Consider the following 17,048-nt stretch of genomic DNA (forward strand, 5'->3'; position numbering starts at 1 on the left):
GCGCTTTTTAATCTGACTGGCATCTATAAAATAAGATACTCCGCAATCATAAATTGGCAAAACACCTATTTTGTTTCATTTTTGACGTTGTATGTGGGAGTAAATTTTCTTTCGGTGTGAGCATGGATAAGCAAATTATTTTTGAAGACGAACACATTAGAGCCATTTTTTTACCAGGCGATTCTAATACATTGGTTCTCTCTTTTGGCGATTTGATTACCCGAGCGAGTGGCTTATCTATCAATGCTGAAAAGTCTCTAATTAAATACCAATATAATGTTATTGGGGTAATGCCAAAACAAAAATCATGGTTTCCTCAAGCAAGCATGGTTGAGCTGGCAAAAGCAATTTCGCCTATTCTAGAAGGCTTTAAAAATATTGTGGGTTATGGCGGTTCAATGGGCGGCTATGCGGCAATCAAATATTCTAATTTATTGAATATGAACCGTGTGATTGCATTTGTGCCTCAATATTCAATTGATCCAGAGCATGTTGAAGACCGACGTTACGCTGAGTTTTTTGATGCTATAGCAAATAAAGACATGCAGATTCAGCCACAAGATGTCGATACAGCGCGTGAATACATTATTGTTTATGACCCTTACTTTTCAATTGACCGTGAACATTACTTAAAAATAAAAGAGCTGTTACCAAGCTTACATACGATTCATTTGCCATTTACTGGTCATGAAGCATTGTCTGTATTGGCTAGTTCAAGTTTATTACATGATTTTATTGAACATGATTTCGATGAAATCTATTTTTATCAGCAAGTTCGTAAGGTCAAAAAACAAAGTAAGTTTTACTTCCGTAATGTACTTGCGCATGTTCTTACTCAACATGATGAAATGTTGTTAAAAATATTGCGTCAAAATGATTTTCAGTTAGATGAACGTTATTTTGATAACCCACTTAAACAGGCTATTACACATAGTCTGATAAAAACAAATCAAGCAACTGAGTTGGACTTTCAAAAGCTCGGTATTAAAGTACAGCGAATTCAAGAAGATGCAAATTATAAAGAAGGCTTGCAGACTAGCTTTGGTTTAATTTTGGTATTTAACCTCATCAATTCAAAGTTTGAAAGTTATACAGTAGATACTGTACTGGCGAATAAATCTTATTTGGTTCCAATTGTGGCTGAGCAAACTGGTGTAGTGCACATTGAATTAAATAATGAAATTTATTTGTTAGCGATGAATGATCGTAAGATTATTAAATTGTTCAAGCGTGAAGAGCCCTTAACATCGGATATGAGTCCGTTTGTAATCAAAAAATATTCGGATTCTTTAGCGATTAGCTATAAGCAATTAAATTTATCTTGTGATGAACAAGGGCTGTGTGAGTTTACGGAAGGTTCAATTCAATCTACCGAACAGTTGAGCACCATCAGCTATTAAAACTTTATAGTGTCTAAATAAAGCTCAGACCTTTAGGTTTGGGCTTTATTTTTTGCTTAAAAAATATTTTTTTATAAACTTATTTGTATATTATTTTAAAGCTCATTATTTAAATAAATAGTAGGTTTGTTATATAGTGATCTGCTGTATTTAAAGTAGGCATAACCAGTAATATATATAAATACTATATTTAAAGATAAATGGGTTTTTCTACTACATAAATTGTCGAAATAATATAAGATTAATTAAAATACAGATATAGCTATAAAAAAATATAAATAAATGTTTTTTCTATATATTTTATTTTTACATAAAGAGCTTGGTTAAAATAAGTTCACTATTCAAAGATAATTGCATATTTATTTTTTTCTCCTAAAATGATTTTTTACTAAATTGTCGTTACAGTTTTTTATATGCAATCATTAAATTATCGGAATAATGATGCATCGCAACATGGAAGTTCTGCACCTTTGAAACGAGCAATGAGTACTCGACATTTGGTGATGATCTCCCTTGGCGGTGCCATAGGTACAGGTCTTTTTTTAGGGTCTGGTGATGTAATTTCCCAAGCAGGCCCAATTGGCGCAATTATTTCTTATTTTTTGGGCGGTTTAATTGCCTATACCGTGATGTTATGCCTTGGTGAACTTGCGGTTCATGTGCCGGAATCAGGTTCTTTTGGTGAATACGCACGTCGTTATATTGGTCCGGGTACGGGCTATATGATTACTTGGCTCTATTGGTTAACTTGGACTGCAACTTTAGGGACTGAGTTTACTGCAGCGGCTTTATTGGTGCAGGAGTGGTTTCCATCTACCTCGGTATGGGCTTGGACTCTTTTTTTTGGTGCCTTAGTTTTTTTCCTTAATATCAGTTCAACTCGATTATTTGCCGAATCTGAATTCTGGTTGGCACTAGTCAAAGTTATTACAATCATCTGTTTTATTGGTTTGGGTCTACTGGCAATTTTCGGTTTTATTCCTTACCACGGACATGAAACAGCGCCATTATTTAGTAACCTGACTGCCCACGGTTGGTTCCCAAACGGTCTCTTCCCAATTTTTGCCACTATGCTTATTGTTAACTTTGCTTTTTCGGGCACAGAATTAATTGGGGTAGCGGCGGGGGAAGCTGAGAATCCAGCACAGACAGTTCCTAAAGCAATCAATGCGGCTATTTGGCGGTTACTAATTTTCTTTGTTGGTACAATTGTGGTGATTAGTTCATTGCTGCCGTTTCAACTTGCAGGCCTTAGTGCAAATGAAGTAAGTAATAGTCCTTTTGTGACGGTATTTAACTATATTGGTATTCCATATGCAGAAGATATTATCCGCTTTGTAATTATTACGGCTTTACTTTCTGCTGCAAATTCTGGTTTGTTTGCTGCTTCACGTATGATGTGGTCGCTTTCGGCGAAAAATCAATTACCAAAAATATTTTCTAAATTAACTCCTTCTGGAACACCGATTGTTGCCATTACTGTAACTATGTTTGGTGCAATTCCTGGATTGCTTTCAGAACAATTCGCACCAGAAACAATTTTTAAGAATCTATTGGGGGTTGCAGCTTTTACGATGGTTGTGGTTTGGATTGCGATTTGTATTTCGCAGTTTAACTTCCGTAGACAGTGGTATAAGTCAGGAAAAACAGCAAAAGATTTGCGTTTCGCGGCACCTCTTTTCCCTCTTACCCCAATTGTGGGTGGATTGTTCTGTCTCGTTACCTGCATCAGTATGGTCTTTGACCCATCCATGCAAGTTGGTTTTATCTGTTGTATTGTTTTTATACTTCTATGCTATGCAAGCTACTTCATTTTTTATCGAAAGAAAGATCTGGTGCAGAGCTGAGCTTTCTAGAGTCTAAAGAATGTCTTTTTAAAGGTCCCGTAAGGGGCCTTTTTTGTGTCTTACTGGAAGTTAAAAAAGAAGGAATTTATATATTTTTTTTTAAAATGAAGTTTTATTTTTAATCATGAAAACAAATATTGTTTTGTAAAATTACCATTTATCGGATTCTTATTAATATTTATTTATTATTAATATTTAATTAAGTCTATGTTTAGCTTGGTTATTTGATAAAGAGGTTTTTGGGATTTTATGAAATATGAATTGGAAATGGACTTATTATAGATTTAATGTAGAGAAGGTATAATTTTTTGACAATTTCATGAAGATAATTAATTTTTAAGTTGTTGTTATTTATGGTTTAAATTTGGTGTATTTTTTAAAATTATGATTTTATGTTTTCTATAAATTTTTTTTATTAAAGTTAAGCTTTTTTTAATATTTGTTGTTTTTTTATTATAAGGATTAGTACGATTTGATTATTTTTTCTCTGCTTATTTATTTTAAAATGTTCTAAATGAGTGTGCTCTATGCTATATTTATTGGAAGATTTTATAGCTATGTTCCGGCTTAATTTTAAGCGGTATGTGTAGAGATAATTAATCTGTAGCATTATTGAACAATGTTTATTTTTAAAAAGACTAATGGAGGGATCTATCGATTAGTCAAAATAATTTTTATGGACATATGATTTTTTTATAAATCATCGTTCTTTTTAACTCCCAAACGGTTATGCCATTTCTTTTGTATTTATATTTCAGCCGACTGGATTAAGTGGGTTGTGGTTAAACTTTGCTTTTATAAAGATAGCTTTATAAACAGTAAGTTAAATGAAAGAAAGCTTGTAAAAGATATCGATATATAAAAGTAGATCATACTTTTAGTATCAACAAATGGAATTTAAAAAACCTAATGCTTTAGAAGAGCAGAAGGTTTAGTAAATAAACTAAGACTTTGTTATTGCAAGGTTTTAGTTGCTGAATAATAAAGACTACGGATTTATCAAATCTGAGTCTATGAAGGTATATAGGAAAAAAGATGTCAGATCTTTCATACGTAAACGAACATAGCGATGCATGGCAAACTTACTTGGCACAAATTGACCGTGTAGCGCCATATTTAGAACACTTAGCTGATTATATTGATACTTTAAAACGTCCTAAGCGTGCGCTTATTGTTGACGTGCCAATCGTGATGGATGATGGTTCGATCCAGCACTTTGAAGGCTACCGTGTACAACACAACTTGTCTCGTGGTCCGGGTAAAGGCGGTGTTCGTTACCATCCAAATGTTGATTTGAATGAAGTAATGGCGTTGTCTGCATGGATGACAATTAAAACTGCTGTTTTGAACTTGCCATTTGGCGGTGCAAAAGGTGGTATCCGTGTTGATCCACGTAAATTATCAACTCGTGAATTAGAGCGTTTGACTCGTCGTTACACGACTGAAATTGGTCATATTATTGGGCCTCAAAAAGATATCCCTGCTCCAGACGTTGGTACTAATGCCAATATCATGGGTTGGATGATGGATACTTATTCTACTAGCCAAGGTCACACTGTAACTGGTGTTGTAACTGGTAAACCAGTTCACTTAGGCGGTTCTTTAGGTCGTGTGAAAGCAACTGGTCGTGGCGTATTCGTTACAGGTCGTGAAGTAGCAGCAAAAATTAATTTACCAATTGAAGGCGCGAAAGTTGCTATTCAAGGTTTTGGTAACGTAGGTAGTGAAGCAGCTTTCTTATTTGTTGAATCAAAAGCGAAAGTTACACACGTTCAAGATCACACTGGCACAATTTTCAATGCTGATGGTATTGATCTTGAAGCATTACGTGATCACGTAAATGCAAACCAAGGTGTTGGTGGTTTTGCTGGCGCGCAATCAATTGCTGATGAAGATTTCTGGACAGCTGAAGTTGACATTATTGTTCCAGCTGCACTAGAAGGCCAAATCACTGTTGAACGTGCTCAAAAACTTAAAGCTAAGTTGATTTTAGAGGGCGCAAATGGCCCGACATATCCTAAAGCTGAAGATGTATTAGTTGAGCGTGGCATTGTTGTAGTTCCTGACGTGGTATGTAACGCCGGCGGTGTAACTGTAAGTTACTTCGAATGGGTTCAAGACATGGCAAGCTACTTCTGGAGCGAAGAAGAAATCAACGAGCGTTTAGACAAGTTGATGGTTCAAGCTATGGATGACGTTTGGAATACAGCGAACAGCAACGCTTGTACTTTACGTACAGCAGCTTACATCTTGGCATGTGAGCGTATCTTAAAAGCTCGTAAAGAACGCGGTATTTTCCCAGGCTAATCTGCGGAAATTACTTTAGAAAAAGTGGTTTGAGCAAATATAAAGGATGTTATAGGGTTTATTTGCTCATTCCCTTTTTCTGAATTATTCAAATTTAAGTGTTATCGAATATATTAAATAAATACTGAGGTAAGCATGGAACAGCCAATTTCTGTAACTCGAAGCAACTTTAACGACTGGATGGTTCCAGTTTTTGCACCGGCAAATTTCATTCCGGTACGTGGCGAAGGTTCACGTATTTGGGATCAAGAAAATAAAGAATATATCGATTTTGCAGGCGGGATTGCAGTAAACGCATTAGGTCATGCGCATCCAGTGGCAGTGAATGCTTTAACAGAACAAGCAACAAAACTTTGGCATGTAGGCAACGGTTATACAAATGAACCCGTTCTGCGCCTTGCAAAACAACTCACCGAAAATACATTTGCAGACAAGGTTTTCTTCTGTAACTCAGGTGCAGAAGCGAATGAAGCGGCATTAAAACTGGCGCGTAAAGTTGGACTCGACAGCGGCGTTGCTGGCAAAAGTGGCATTGTGGCATTTAACAATGCGTTCCACGGCCGTACCTTATTTACCGTTTCAGCGGGTGGTCAACCTAAATATTCACAAGACTTTGCACCACTTCCAAATGGTATCAACCATGTTGCCTTTAATGATTTAGAAGCTGCAAAAGCGGTCATTAATGATCAAACGTGTGCAGTTATTGTTGAGCCGATCCAAGGTGAAGGCGGCGTTATTCCTGCTGACATCGAATTTTTAAAGGGATTACGTGCACTGTGTGATGAGTTTGGTGCATTGCTGATTTTTGATGAAGTACAAACCGGTGTTGGCCGTACAGGTGCACTGTATGCCTACATGAACTCTGGTGTTATTCCAGATATATTAACGACTGCAAAAGCACTAGGTGGTGGTTTTCCAGTAGGTGCAATGCTAACAACCGATAAGTTTGCTCCGCATTTTTCAGTCGGTACACATGGTACGACTTATGGTGGTAACCCGTTAGGAAGTGCGGTTGCTGGTGCAGTATTTGAGTTTATTAATACCCCTGAAGTGCTTGAGGGTGTAAAACATCGTCATCAATATTTCATCGACGCATTAAATAAATTAAATGCTGAGTACCCGATTTTTGAAGAAATTCGTGGTCAAGGCTTACTCATTGGTTGTGTATTAAAAGCTGAGTATGCAGGGAAAGCGAAAGACATTACCACATGGGCAGGTGAAGAAGGTTTACTTGCTTTAATCGCGGGACCAAACGTGGTTCGTTTTACACCGTCTCTGATTATTCCTGAACAAGATATTGATGAAGGAATTGCTCGTTTAAAACGCGCATTGGCAAAGTTGGCTAAATAAAAAAAAGGAAAGCTAGCCATGATGATCGTCCGTCATGCCGAGTTTCGAGACCTTGAAGATATTTATAAATTAGCAGGTAAGTCGGGTGTAGGCCTGACTTCCTTGCCACAAAATATGGATACACTTTCGGCTCGAATTTCACGTACTCGCAATACTTTAAATGGCAATGTCCATAAAAGTGAACAAGGTTATCTGTTTGTTCTTGAAGATACAGAAGCTCAACGTGTTATTGGGTTAAGTGCAATTGAAGTTGCTGTTGGACTCATTGAACCTTGGTACAACTTTCATGTTGGCACTCAAGTACACGCTTCAAAAGCATTAAATGTGTATAAGTCATTACCTACTTTATTTTTAAGTAATGACAGAACAGGTAGTAGTGAACTCTGTACATTATTTTTAGATCCAGAGCGTCGTGAAAACCAAAATGGTAAATTCTTATCGAAAATCCGTTTTATGTTTATCGCTGCCTTTAAGCAATATTTCGAGAAAAAGTTAATTGCTGAAATGCGGGGTTTCTCAGACGAAAATGGATGTTCTCCATTTTGGGATGCGATTGGTCACCATTTCTTTAATATGGATTTTTCAACAGCAGACTATTTAAGTGGAATTGGGCAAAAAGTGTTTATTGCAGAGCTTATGCCACGTTTCCCAGTCTATGTAGATCTCTTGCCAAAAGATGCGCAAGAGGTAATTGGAAAAATGCATCCACAAACTTTACCTGCTTATCATGTGCTTGAGTCGGAAGGCTTACGCTATCAAGGATATGTCGATATTTTTGATGCGGGTCCAACCATTGAAGCCAATATTGATGAATTGCGAGCAGTAAAAGAAAGTCAGTTACTAAACGTCAAAATTACAAGTGAAGCTGCGGTCGGTAAGACCCAATATCTCATTGCCAATGATAATTATCATGACTATAAGGCAATGTTGTTAAAGCTTGATCTTGTTGATAACACAATAAATTTAACACATGAACAAGCTGAAAAACTCGGTGTACAAGAAGGTCACGTTGTTCGTGTGTTATCACTAAATCCAATGGAAGTATCCTGATGTCAAACTCTTTATTTATAAACGGTGTCTGGTTACAAGGCAGCGGTGCAACATTTGAAAAAACAAATCCAGTTGATAACCAAACTGTATGGTCAGGTGCCGAGGCTACTGCTACTGATGTAGAGCAAGCTTGTCAGGCAGCGCGTACTGCGTTTCCAGCTTGGGCGCGTTTACCACTTGCAGAGCGTGTAGCGATTGTTGAAAAATTTGCCGCTTTGCTTGAAGAAAATAAAAAGCATTTAGCAGAAGTCATTAGCCAAGAAACCAGTAAGCCATTTTGGGAAACATTAACTGAAGTTCAATCAATGATTGGCAAGGTTGCGATTTCGATTCGTGCTTACCACCAGCGTACAGGCGAAAGCTCAACTGAAATGGCTGATGGTGTGGCATCTTTGCGTCATCGTCCGCATGGTGTACTTGCGGTTTTCGGTCCATATAACTTCCCGGGCCATCTACCAAATGGGCATATTGTTCCGGCATTACTTGCTGGCAACACAGTTGTATTTAAACCAAGTGAATTAACGCCATGGACTGCTGAAGAAACTGTAAAACTTTGGCAGCAAGCTGGTCTGCCAAATGGTGTGATGAATTTGGTGCAAGGTGGACGTACCACGGGCGAAGCATTAGCTGCTTCACATGAAATTGATGGTTTATTGTTTACCGGAAGTGCAAACACTGGTTATCACTTGCATAAGCAAATGGCAGGTGCACCTGAAAAAATTCTTGCGCTTGAAATGGGCGGCAATAATGCATTGATTATTGATGAAATTGTTGATGTTGATGCAGTAGTTAATCTCGCTATTCAATCTGCTTTTGTTTCGGCAGGTCAGCGTTGTACATGTGCACGCCGTATCTTGGTAAAAAATGGTGCTGAAGGTGATGCATTTATTCAACGTTTTGTTGAAGTTGCTAAAAACCTAAAAGTTGGCCGTTGGAACGACGAGCAACAACCATTTATGGGTGGTGTGATTTCATCAGTTGCTGCAACAAATATGATGCATGCTCAGCAAAAATTACTTGAGTTGGGTGCAAAAAGTTTATTAGCCATGACACGTCCTCAAGAAGACAGCTCGCTACTTACTCCGGGTATTGTTGATGTAACAGGCGTGAAAGATATTCCGGATGAAGAATATTTTGGTCCGCTTACGACCATTCAACGTTATGACAACTTTGATGAAGCATTAAAAATTGCTAACGCAACTCGTTTTGGCTTGTCAGTTGGTTTGGTTTCACCAAAACGTGAACTGTTTGATGACTTACTTATTGAAGCGCGTGCCGGTATTGTGAATTGGAACAAGCCATTAACTGGGGCTTCAAGTGCTGCACCGTTTGGTGGTGTAGGGGCGTCAGGTAATCACCGCGCGAGTGCTTTTTACGCTGCCGACTATTGTGCTTGGCCAATGGCATCACTTGAAAGTGACAGCCTAACCTTACCAGAAAAATTATCTCCAGGGATTGTGTTGCCTTAAACACTAGGGAAAGAAAAAAATGAAAGGATATGAAGTAAATTTCGATGGTTTAGTGGGACCAACACATCACTACGCGGGTTTGTCGTTTGGTAATGAAGCATCGACAAAAAACCGTAATAATACCTCGAATCCAAAATTAGCAGCGAAACAAGGTTTGCTAAAGATGAAAGCTTTGGCTGACATGGGAATGAAACAAGGTGTACTTGCTCCGCATGAGCGTCCACATGTTCCAATGTTACGCCGTTTAGGCTTTACAGGTGATGACATTAGTGTTATTGCTCAAGCAATGCGTCATTCACCTGAACTATTGTCATCTTTAAGTTCAGCTTCTCCAATGTGGACTGCCAATGCGGCTACTGTTTCACCTTCGGCAGATAGCCAAGATGAGCGTGTGCATTTCACAGCAGCGAACCTGAACAATAAGTTTCATCGTTCAATTGAAGCTGAAACTACAAGCCAAGTTTTACAAGCAATCTTTAAAAATGAACGCCACTTTGTACACCACGAAGCCTTGCCACAAGTGGCTTTGTTTGGTGACGAAGGTGCAGCCAATCACAATCGTTTAGGGGGTGATTATGCTAAGCGCGGTGTTCAGGTGTTTGTTTATGGTCAACAACATTTAAATAATGGCTTGCCGGGACCAAAACGCTATCCGGCTCGACAAACGCGCGAGGCAAGTGAAGCAATTGCACGTTTGCACCGTTTAGATGATGCACATACCGTTTTTGTTCAGCAAAATCCGGATGTAATTGATCAGGGCGTTTTCCATAACGATGTGATCGCGGTAAGTAACCAACAGGTTTTATTCCATCACCAACATGCCTTTTTAAATCAAGATCAGGCTTTTGCTGAAATTCGTAAAAAAATGGCAAGCATCGGTGAAGACTTTATTTCGATTGAAGTGCCTGAAAACCGCGTTACTGTAGACGATGCCGTAGCAACCTATTTATTTAATAGCCAAATTTTGACTCGTCCAGATGGTGGAATGACTATTGTTGTACCGGAAGAGTCTCGTCAAAATGCAGCAGTGTGGGGCTATTTAAATGACATGATTCAAATGGGCACGCCAATTGATGCTATTCAGGTATATGACTTACGTGAAAGTATGCGTAACGGTGGTGGTCCAGCTTGTCTACGTTTACGCGTAGCTTTGAACGAAACTGAGTTGAATGCCGTAAATCCAAAAGTTCTAATGAATGATCAATTGTTTGGCACACTCAATCAATGGGTAGATAAACACTATCGTGATCGTTTAGCACAAGAAGATTTGGCTGATCCACATTTGTTAATGGAAAGCCGTATGGCACTTGACGAACTGACCAAAATTTTAGGTTTGGGTTCGGTTTATCCTTTCCAAAAATAATGAGGAGGTGACATGCAAGATTTTCTAGCATTAACCTTACAAGGTGAGCAGCCTACAACTCGCGAAGGAAAACAAAATAATTTTTCTTGGCGTTGGTTGGGTGAAGGACTTCTTGAATGCACCCCAAACGCACAGTACGACAAAGCTGTCGTACTGTCAGCTGGAGTGCATGGTAATGAAACAGCACCAATTGAATTGTTATCTCATCTTTGCACGGATTTATTTGCAGGGCGTTTAAACCTTGCTGTGAGGTTGCTGCTTGTATTGGCTAACCCCTATGCAATGCGTCAAGGCAAACGCTATGTGTATGATGATGTAAATCGAATGTTTTGTGGCGGGTATAAAACTCTAGGCGTGACTGAGGAATCAAAGCGTGCTGAAGTTTTAGAGCAAGTTGTCACAAACTTCTTTCAAGAAAGTGCAAGTGACGCTAAACGCTATCACTATGATTTACATACAGCAATTCGTGCTTCATTGTTACCAACGTTTGCTTTATTTCCCTATCAAACCCATAGCTATGATGCTGATTTAACAGCAAGTCTTGAAGCAGCCGATTTGGATGCTTTGGTTTATCACAATGCAGTAGGTAAAACGTTTACACATTTTACGAGTGAGAATTTTAAAGCTGCGAGCGCAACTTTAGAGTTAGGTAAAGCCTTACCATTTGGGCAAAATGACTTGAGCCAATTTGCAGCAATTGATGAAGTCATTCGTAATGTAGTTTCTGAGCAAGTCTTGCCGCTACGCAATAAAACAAAAATTCGAGTCTTTAAAGTGTCTGATTCTTTAATTAAAAAAGATGAAGATTTTAAGATGAATTTATCAGCTGAAGCTCCGAATTTTTCAACTTTTACCAAAGGTGAAATCATTGCAATTCAACCTTCTGGTAATTATGTGGTTGAGCAAGATCAAGTCTGGATTTTATTTCCAAACCCAAATGTGAAGCTTGGTTTGCGTGCAGGCTTAGTTTTAACTGAAACGAGCTAAATACTTGATTTTTGGTAAATAAAAAAGGGCAATTAATTGCCCTTTTTTTATTTATAACGGATTAGTTAGTACCGAAAAGACCTTTAACCCAAGATTTCTTTTCAGCTTTTTGTGTAGACGCTTGAGCACCAGCATTTATATTTGCGTTTGTGTTAACTCCAACAGGGCCAACGTTAACACCAACATTTACACCAGTTTGAGCATTAATTGCATGTGCTGGTTGAGCTGCATTTAACTTCGCTTGAGCATCTGCTTTTGTGTCTGCTACAAACTCTTTTTGCTCGGCTTGGCTTTGAGCTACACGAGTTTTTACAGTATCTACATGTGCTTGAGCATTAGCTTGTTTTTCAGCAGTAAATTCTTTTTGGTCTGCTTGTTTTTCTGCAACTTTAGCTTTTACAGCATCAACACTTGCTTTTGTATCAGCTTTCGCTTCAACTGCTAGATTTTTAGTACCGTTTGCAGCTTTAGTCGCTACATTTTTAGTACCTGTTACTGCTTCGGTAGCAAAATGTTTAGTACCAGTTGCAGCTTTAGTTGCTACATTTTTAGTACCTGTCGCAGCTTCGGCAGCAAAATGTTTTGTACCATTTGCAGCTTTAGAAGAAAGTTCAGTCACTTTGCCTGTTGTTTTTTTTGTAGCTTTAACTGTAGTGTCAGCCGCTACATGACCAGCATGCTTTGCTGTGCTACCCACAGTATGTGCAGTATTTTTGACTGTATTGGCTACGCCACTAACAAGACCACCCGGTTGTACATTTACTTGAGCAGAAGCACCTGCATTAACGCCCGCACTTTGTGCAAAAATAGAGGCAGAAGCAAGAACACTTGCAGTAACGATAGCTGTTTTCATCATTTTCATTGCGATATCCTTCAAAGAATATACCCTTTTAGTGAGGTATTTCATAAACGCAAACGAATCATAGCCAAGGAAATATGGGCTTGGGAACTAACTTCATCAAAATGTTACAACAGTGTTACGTTGAGTAAACAGACTAGGGATAAATTGTGAAGATTAATAAAAATTAATAATAAAGTGAAAAAGAACATTTATTTGTTAGATATTCTAATTAAGCTCGCTTGTCTTTCCTTTTTTAAAAAATATCCTTTAATTTTTTCTCTTTCGTTTTTTCCTGACTTGTTCTTTATATCTTTAAATGTGATGTGAATCTAATTATTTATTAGAGGAAACGGCATAATTATTGCTTATTATGAGAATGGAGTGCTTTTTTAGCACTTTTTTGAACCATCTTCTGCCAGAAATATAAATGTACAGGGCAGAACTGTATTTTTGTTTATTCGGGAAAAGGTACTTTGGCTTTTCTCAGGTTTGTATATTTCATTAAATAGAAATTTCACATGAAATGTATTGAAAGAAATAGCACTTTATTTCGAATAATCAAAAATAAAAATAGATATCTATAAACAAAAAAACAGAGATATGACAGATGAAAATTATTGCTTCCCTTCTTGTATTGGTCGGCTTGGTCGCCGTTGTTCTCTATCTTAAGCCAACAAGTGGTGCATCTGATGTGTTCAATTCTGCTTTACATGAGTCGAATTCGCCACAACCAGACACCGCGTCCTTTCTTTCTAAACTTAAGGAGCCTACTCAACCTAAAAATCTATCTCAACATTCAACTCATCCTCAATCGGTATCAGCTGATACCGTCCCTTTTTATGACACAAAAAGTGATCTTTCTATTCAACCGATTGATCCAGAAAAAGATCCAGCAAATGAAATAAAAGCGAAATAAGCAAATTGTTAGTTGAAAAACTACGGAGAAAAATAATGCAAAGTAAAACGTTATTTCTATTAGGTCTATGTACAATATTAAGTACAACTGCATCCGCTCTTCCTTTGGACTCTAAAGGTGCTAAACAGCGGTTAAATCAAGCAGCAAAACAAAAAGTATTTAAGGGCAAAATCGATTTGGATGCCTTGGTTAATAATGATTCGAATGATTTAATCGTCGAATACAATATTCCTTCGGTGAGTGTGCCTTCCGGTTTAGAACGGCGGAGTTATATTGCAACAAATAAAAAGAATATACAGGCAAGGTTTAACCGTGCTGGTGGTGTACAAGTACTTCGGGACTACAATAATTTGCCTTTAGCTTTCTATCGAATTAGTAATCGCGAAGCTTTGGTGACTTTATTAAATGATCCAAATGTTAAAGCGGTTTATCCGAACCGTATTAACCAGACTACGACCAATGAAAGTTTACCTTTAATTAATCAACCACAAGCCAATACCAATGGTTTTACGGGCGAAGGCTCTAGTGTGGCGGTGATCGATACAGGTGTGAATTATCTTCACTCTGATTTTGGCTGTACGGCAGTAAATACACCATCAAGCACATGTCGAGTGGTTTATTCATTTGATAGTGCACCAGATGATGGAGCTTTAGATGATGATGGGCATGGTAGTAATGTTTCAGGGATCGTATCTAAGGTTGCTACCAAGACCAAAATTATAGGTATTGATGTCTTTAGAAAAGTGAGATCCCAAGGTAAATGGGTAAGCACAGCTTATGATAGTGATATCCTCGCAGGGATTAACTGGGCTGTAAATAATGCACAAACCTATAATATTAAAGCAGTTAACTTGAGCCTTGGCGTACCGGGTGTTAAATATACCTCTGAGTGTAGTGATAGCAGTTATGGAACGGCATTTGCCAATGCACGAGCTGCTGGTGTGGTGCCTGTAGTCGCTTCAGGTAATGATGCATTTTCAGATGGCATCTCATCTCCTGCTTGTGTAGCTGGTGCAGTAAGAGTAGGTGCTGTTTATGATAGTAATATTGGTGGTGTGTCATGGGGGAATCCAGTGAAATGTTCTGACCCAACCACAGCGGCAGACAAAGTGGCGTGCTTTAGTAATGGTGGTAGTCTTGTGACCTTATTGGCACCGGGAGCAATGATCACGGCGGGTGGTTACACCATGGGTGGTACATCTCAAGCGACACCACATGTGGCAGGTGCAATTGCTTTATTACGAGCAAATCGTGTGAGTCCGACAGAAAGTATTGATCAAACGATTAGTCGTTTAAAAACGACCGGTAAACCAATTACTGATCCAAGAACGGGATTAGTTTTCCCTCGTATTGATTTACTGGCTGCAACAAATGGTTTGACTATTAATTAAATAGCTTATTTATAATTTTTTAAATTAGGTCCAAGAAATTTATAAATGGCTATAACCCGTTGCAAAGGGTAACTTCTGCAACGGGTTTTTTATGTAAAAAGTATTAATTACACTTTGCTAGATTCACTGGATTAAAGTTGTTTTGGAGCTTCTTGAAATTATTCTGAATTTCTGGATCTTGAATATTAAATGTCGTTGAGCTTTTGGTTGTAGAGTTGGTTGCCTGATTTAATATGCCTGATTCATCAGGATACTGCATAGTCGATGAGGTCGCTGAAATCAGACCATTATTATTAAAAGTCCAGTGCTCAGTTACATGTCCACCCCCTAAATAGCCAGTAAATTCAATCATACAAGCTTGTTTATCTTGTTTAATGAGTTTGGCTACATTACCTGTAGTAGAGGGATAAGCCTCGATATTCGTATCTTGTTCTAAAACTTGTGCCTGAGAATAAGATGAAGAAGGGGGTGTAGAGGTCGCACATGCAGTTAATGCTAAGCAGCATAGTGTTGAAAAGAAGAGTTTTTGACTATTCATAAGGCAGATTCCCAGCTTTCTTATAGTTAATGACATTATTTCTAGATGAATATCTGTGTTAATAAGAGCGCGAAGTTATCGCGCTATCCAAAAGATTAGTTAGCTGTTGTGCTCGATTTACTTAATTCACCTTGCTCGATCGGAATATTTTCACCATTTCGGCTACTGGTAATATTTTGTTTGGCTTGCTCTATTTTCTGTTCGGTAAATACTTTGGCGGTATCTGCTTTTTGTTGAACCACTTCTGCTTTTTCAGCAGTGAATTCTTTGGTATTTTGCCATTTCTCACTAATTTTATTCGATGTTTTTTCAGAAGCACCTTGAATAGAGTTTCCTAAATTTTGTATACCTTTGCCTGTTTTATACAACAGTACGCGCCCTAAGCTAGGATTGTCACCATAAGGTTGTGTTTTAGGTGTCGTTTCAACAACTTGCTGTGGCTGTGTTGTTTCTGCAAATAAGGTTGATGAAGCCAATATAGAACTTGCAACGCATAACACTTGTAAGGTTTTCATATGGATCAATCTCCCCAACCAGAATCAAAACATGAAGTGGTGATCTTACTGTTAAAAATAAAGCTTGTACTGCAATGAGATAAAACCCATACGATTTGATTACGATAAATCATCATTTAATAGCGCTAAACGAATCATTGCAATGATTCATAAACTAAATTCAGTCTTAATCAATTCTATAAACATGTCTCTGGCTTTATGGTTGCTCACATTTTTGTGCCAGAAAAAGTGATTTTGCATAAAGGCAAGATATTCAAATTTATAACTTTGGATATGAGCCAAATTCTTATATTGCTCATAAATACTTTTAGGCACTAAAGCTACCCCTGAGCCTGCACTGACACAGCCAATAATCGTGGCATAGCTGGTAATGCTGGTGATGGGAAGAGAGATGTTTTTAAGCTTAAGCCATTCTTCGAGAGCTGCGCGGTAAGGACAGCCTTCAGTCCACATAAAAATTTCTTTACCAATCAAATCTTCTTGGCAATGAATCTCTCCCAAAGAGTGAGATGCAATTAAGACCATATCTTCTTGGTAAATACTGAGTTGATTGAGCATTGGAAACTCAATATTACCCGCAACAATTGCACCATCAAGTTTATGTTGAGAAATATCGACTAGTAACTGTTTCCATGTGCCAGTAATAATTTGAATAGAAACTTCTGGAAAACGTTGATGATATTTCGCAAGTAAGTTTGGCAGACGAGTGGTAGCAGAAGATTCAATTGCTCCAATTTTTAATGGACCAGAAGGTGGGGCATCTGGATGAATGCTTCGTTTCGCTTCATCGCATAGCGCTAAAATTTTATGGCAATAATCTAGGAAAATTTCTCCTGATGGAGTGAGTTTTAAAGCTTTACCTTCACGATAAAATAAAGGTGCACCAAGCTCTTCTTCGAGTTGTTTAATCCGTGTCGTAATGTTGGAGGGTACACAGTGCAGTTGCATTGATGCCTTTGCCATTGTTCCGCATTCAACCACGGTTTGGAACATCTTTAATTGAGCGATATCCATGTTTTATCATTCACTTTTAATGAATATTAAACTCAATATAAGTTAATTTTATTGAATTAT

At 38.0% G+C, this 17,048-nt stretch carries 14 protein-coding genes; 10 read left to right on the forward strand and 4 right to left on the reverse strand.

The window, feature by feature from the left end; genetic code table 11:
• Positions 1 to 122 precede the first annotated feature (122 nt).
• The 8 genes from ACYU0V_RS01875 (at position 123) to astE (ending at position 11,773) form a co-directional block, all read left to right on the forward strand.
• Positions 123 to 1,400 carry a hypothetical protein gene (locus ACYU0V_RS01875; RefSeq protein WP_461848824.1) on the forward strand — a complete coding sequence of 426 codons (1,278 nt, stop codon included), beginning with the start codon at positions 123 to 125 and terminating at the stop codon, positions 1,398 to 1,400.
• A 413-nt stretch (positions 1,401 to 1,813) separates the two neighbouring features.
• Positions 1,814 to 3,247, forward strand: coding sequence for an amino acid permease (locus tag ACYU0V_RS01880; protein WP_017481699.1), 1,434 nt, complete (start codon positions 1,814 to 1,816; stop codon positions 3,245 to 3,247).
• Between the two features lie 1,035 nt (positions 3,248 to 4,282).
• Entirely contained in the window at positions 4,283 to 5,554 is a 1,272-nt protein-coding gene (locus ACYU0V_RS01885; protein ID WP_017481698.1) for a Glu/Leu/Phe/Val family dehydrogenase, read from the forward strand.
• Positions 5,555 to 5,689: 135 nt separating this feature from the next.
• Complete coding sequence (locus ACYU0V_RS01890) at positions 5,690 to 6,904, forward strand: bifunctional succinylornithine transaminase/acetylornithine transaminase (protein WP_461848827.1); 1,215 nt, start codon at positions 5,690 to 5,692, stop codon at positions 6,902 to 6,904.
• A gap of 18 nt (positions 6,905 to 6,922) precedes the next feature.
• Entirely contained in the window at positions 6,923 to 7,954 is a 1,032-nt protein-coding gene (gene astA / locus ACYU0V_RS01895; protein WP_002116871.1) for an arginine N-succinyltransferase, read from the forward strand.
• A complete protein-coding gene (astD, locus tag ACYU0V_RS01900) occupies positions 7,954 to 9,423 on the forward strand; it encodes a succinylglutamate-semialdehyde dehydrogenase (RefSeq protein ID WP_086399341.1) in 1,470 nt (489 codons plus the stop codon). Before astA ends, astD begins: the two co-directional genes overlap by 1 nt.
• A gap of 19 nt (positions 9,424 to 9,442) precedes the next feature.
• A complete protein-coding gene (gene astB / locus ACYU0V_RS01905; protein WP_130119867.1) occupies positions 9,443 to 10,786 on the forward strand; it encodes an N-succinylarginine dihydrolase in 1,344 nt (447 codons plus the stop codon).
• 12 nt (positions 10,787 to 10,798) lie between these two features.
• A complete protein-coding gene (astE, locus tag ACYU0V_RS01910) occupies positions 10,799 to 11,773 on the forward strand; it encodes a succinylglutamate desuccinylase (RefSeq protein ID WP_461848829.1) in 975 nt (324 codons plus the stop codon).
• Between the two features lie 61 nt (positions 11,774 to 11,834).
• Here astE and ACYU0V_RS01915 read toward each other — a convergent pair whose 3' ends face one another.
• The gene (locus tag ACYU0V_RS01915) at positions 11,835 to 12,635 is read right to left on the reverse strand and encodes a hypothetical protein (RefSeq protein WP_068530125.1); all 801 of its coding nucleotides are present in this window, start codon (positions 12,633 to 12,635) and stop codon (positions 11,835 to 11,837) included.
• A 586-nt stretch (positions 12,636 to 13,221) separates the two neighbouring features.
• On the opposite strand from ACYU0V_RS01915, the gene ACYU0V_RS01920 reads away from it, so the two are divergent.
• Positions 13,222 to 13,530, forward strand: coding sequence for a hypothetical protein (locus ACYU0V_RS01920; protein WP_046811856.1), 309 nt, complete (start codon positions 13,222 to 13,224; stop codon positions 13,528 to 13,530).
• A gap of 35 nt (positions 13,531 to 13,565) precedes the next feature.
• Positions 13,566 to 14,921: a S8 family peptidase gene (locus ACYU0V_RS01925; RefSeq protein ID WP_461848831.1), complete on the forward strand. Its 1,356-nt coding sequence runs from the start codon at positions 13,566 to 13,568 to the stop codon at positions 14,919 to 14,921.
• Between the two features lie 103 nt (positions 14,922 to 15,024).
• On the opposite strand, the gene ACYU0V_RS01930 is transcribed toward ACYU0V_RS01925, so the two are convergent.
• The 3 genes from ACYU0V_RS01930 to ACYU0V_RS01940 all read right to left on the reverse strand — a co-directional run bounded on the left by ACYU0V_RS01930 (position 15,025) and on the right by ACYU0V_RS01940 (position 16,988).
• Positions 15,025 to 15,459, reverse strand: a complete 435-nt coding sequence (locus ACYU0V_RS01930; protein WP_461848833.1) for a hypothetical protein — start codon at positions 15,457 to 15,459, stop codon at positions 15,025 to 15,027.
• A 95-nt stretch (positions 15,460 to 15,554) separates the two neighbouring features.
• Positions 15,555 to 15,974: a hypothetical protein gene (locus ACYU0V_RS01935; protein ID WP_017481690.1), complete on the reverse strand. Its 420-nt coding sequence runs from the start codon at positions 15,972 to 15,974 to the stop codon at positions 15,555 to 15,557.
• Positions 15,975 to 16,121: 147 nt separating this feature from the next.
• Complete coding sequence (locus ACYU0V_RS01940) at positions 16,122 to 16,988, reverse strand: LysR family transcriptional regulator (protein WP_086265755.1); 867 nt, start codon at positions 16,986 to 16,988, stop codon at positions 16,122 to 16,124.
• Between the last annotated feature and the right edge of the window lie 60 nt (positions 16,989 to 17,048).

The sequence above is a fragment of the Acinetobacter sp. X9 genome, assembly GCF_054889255.1.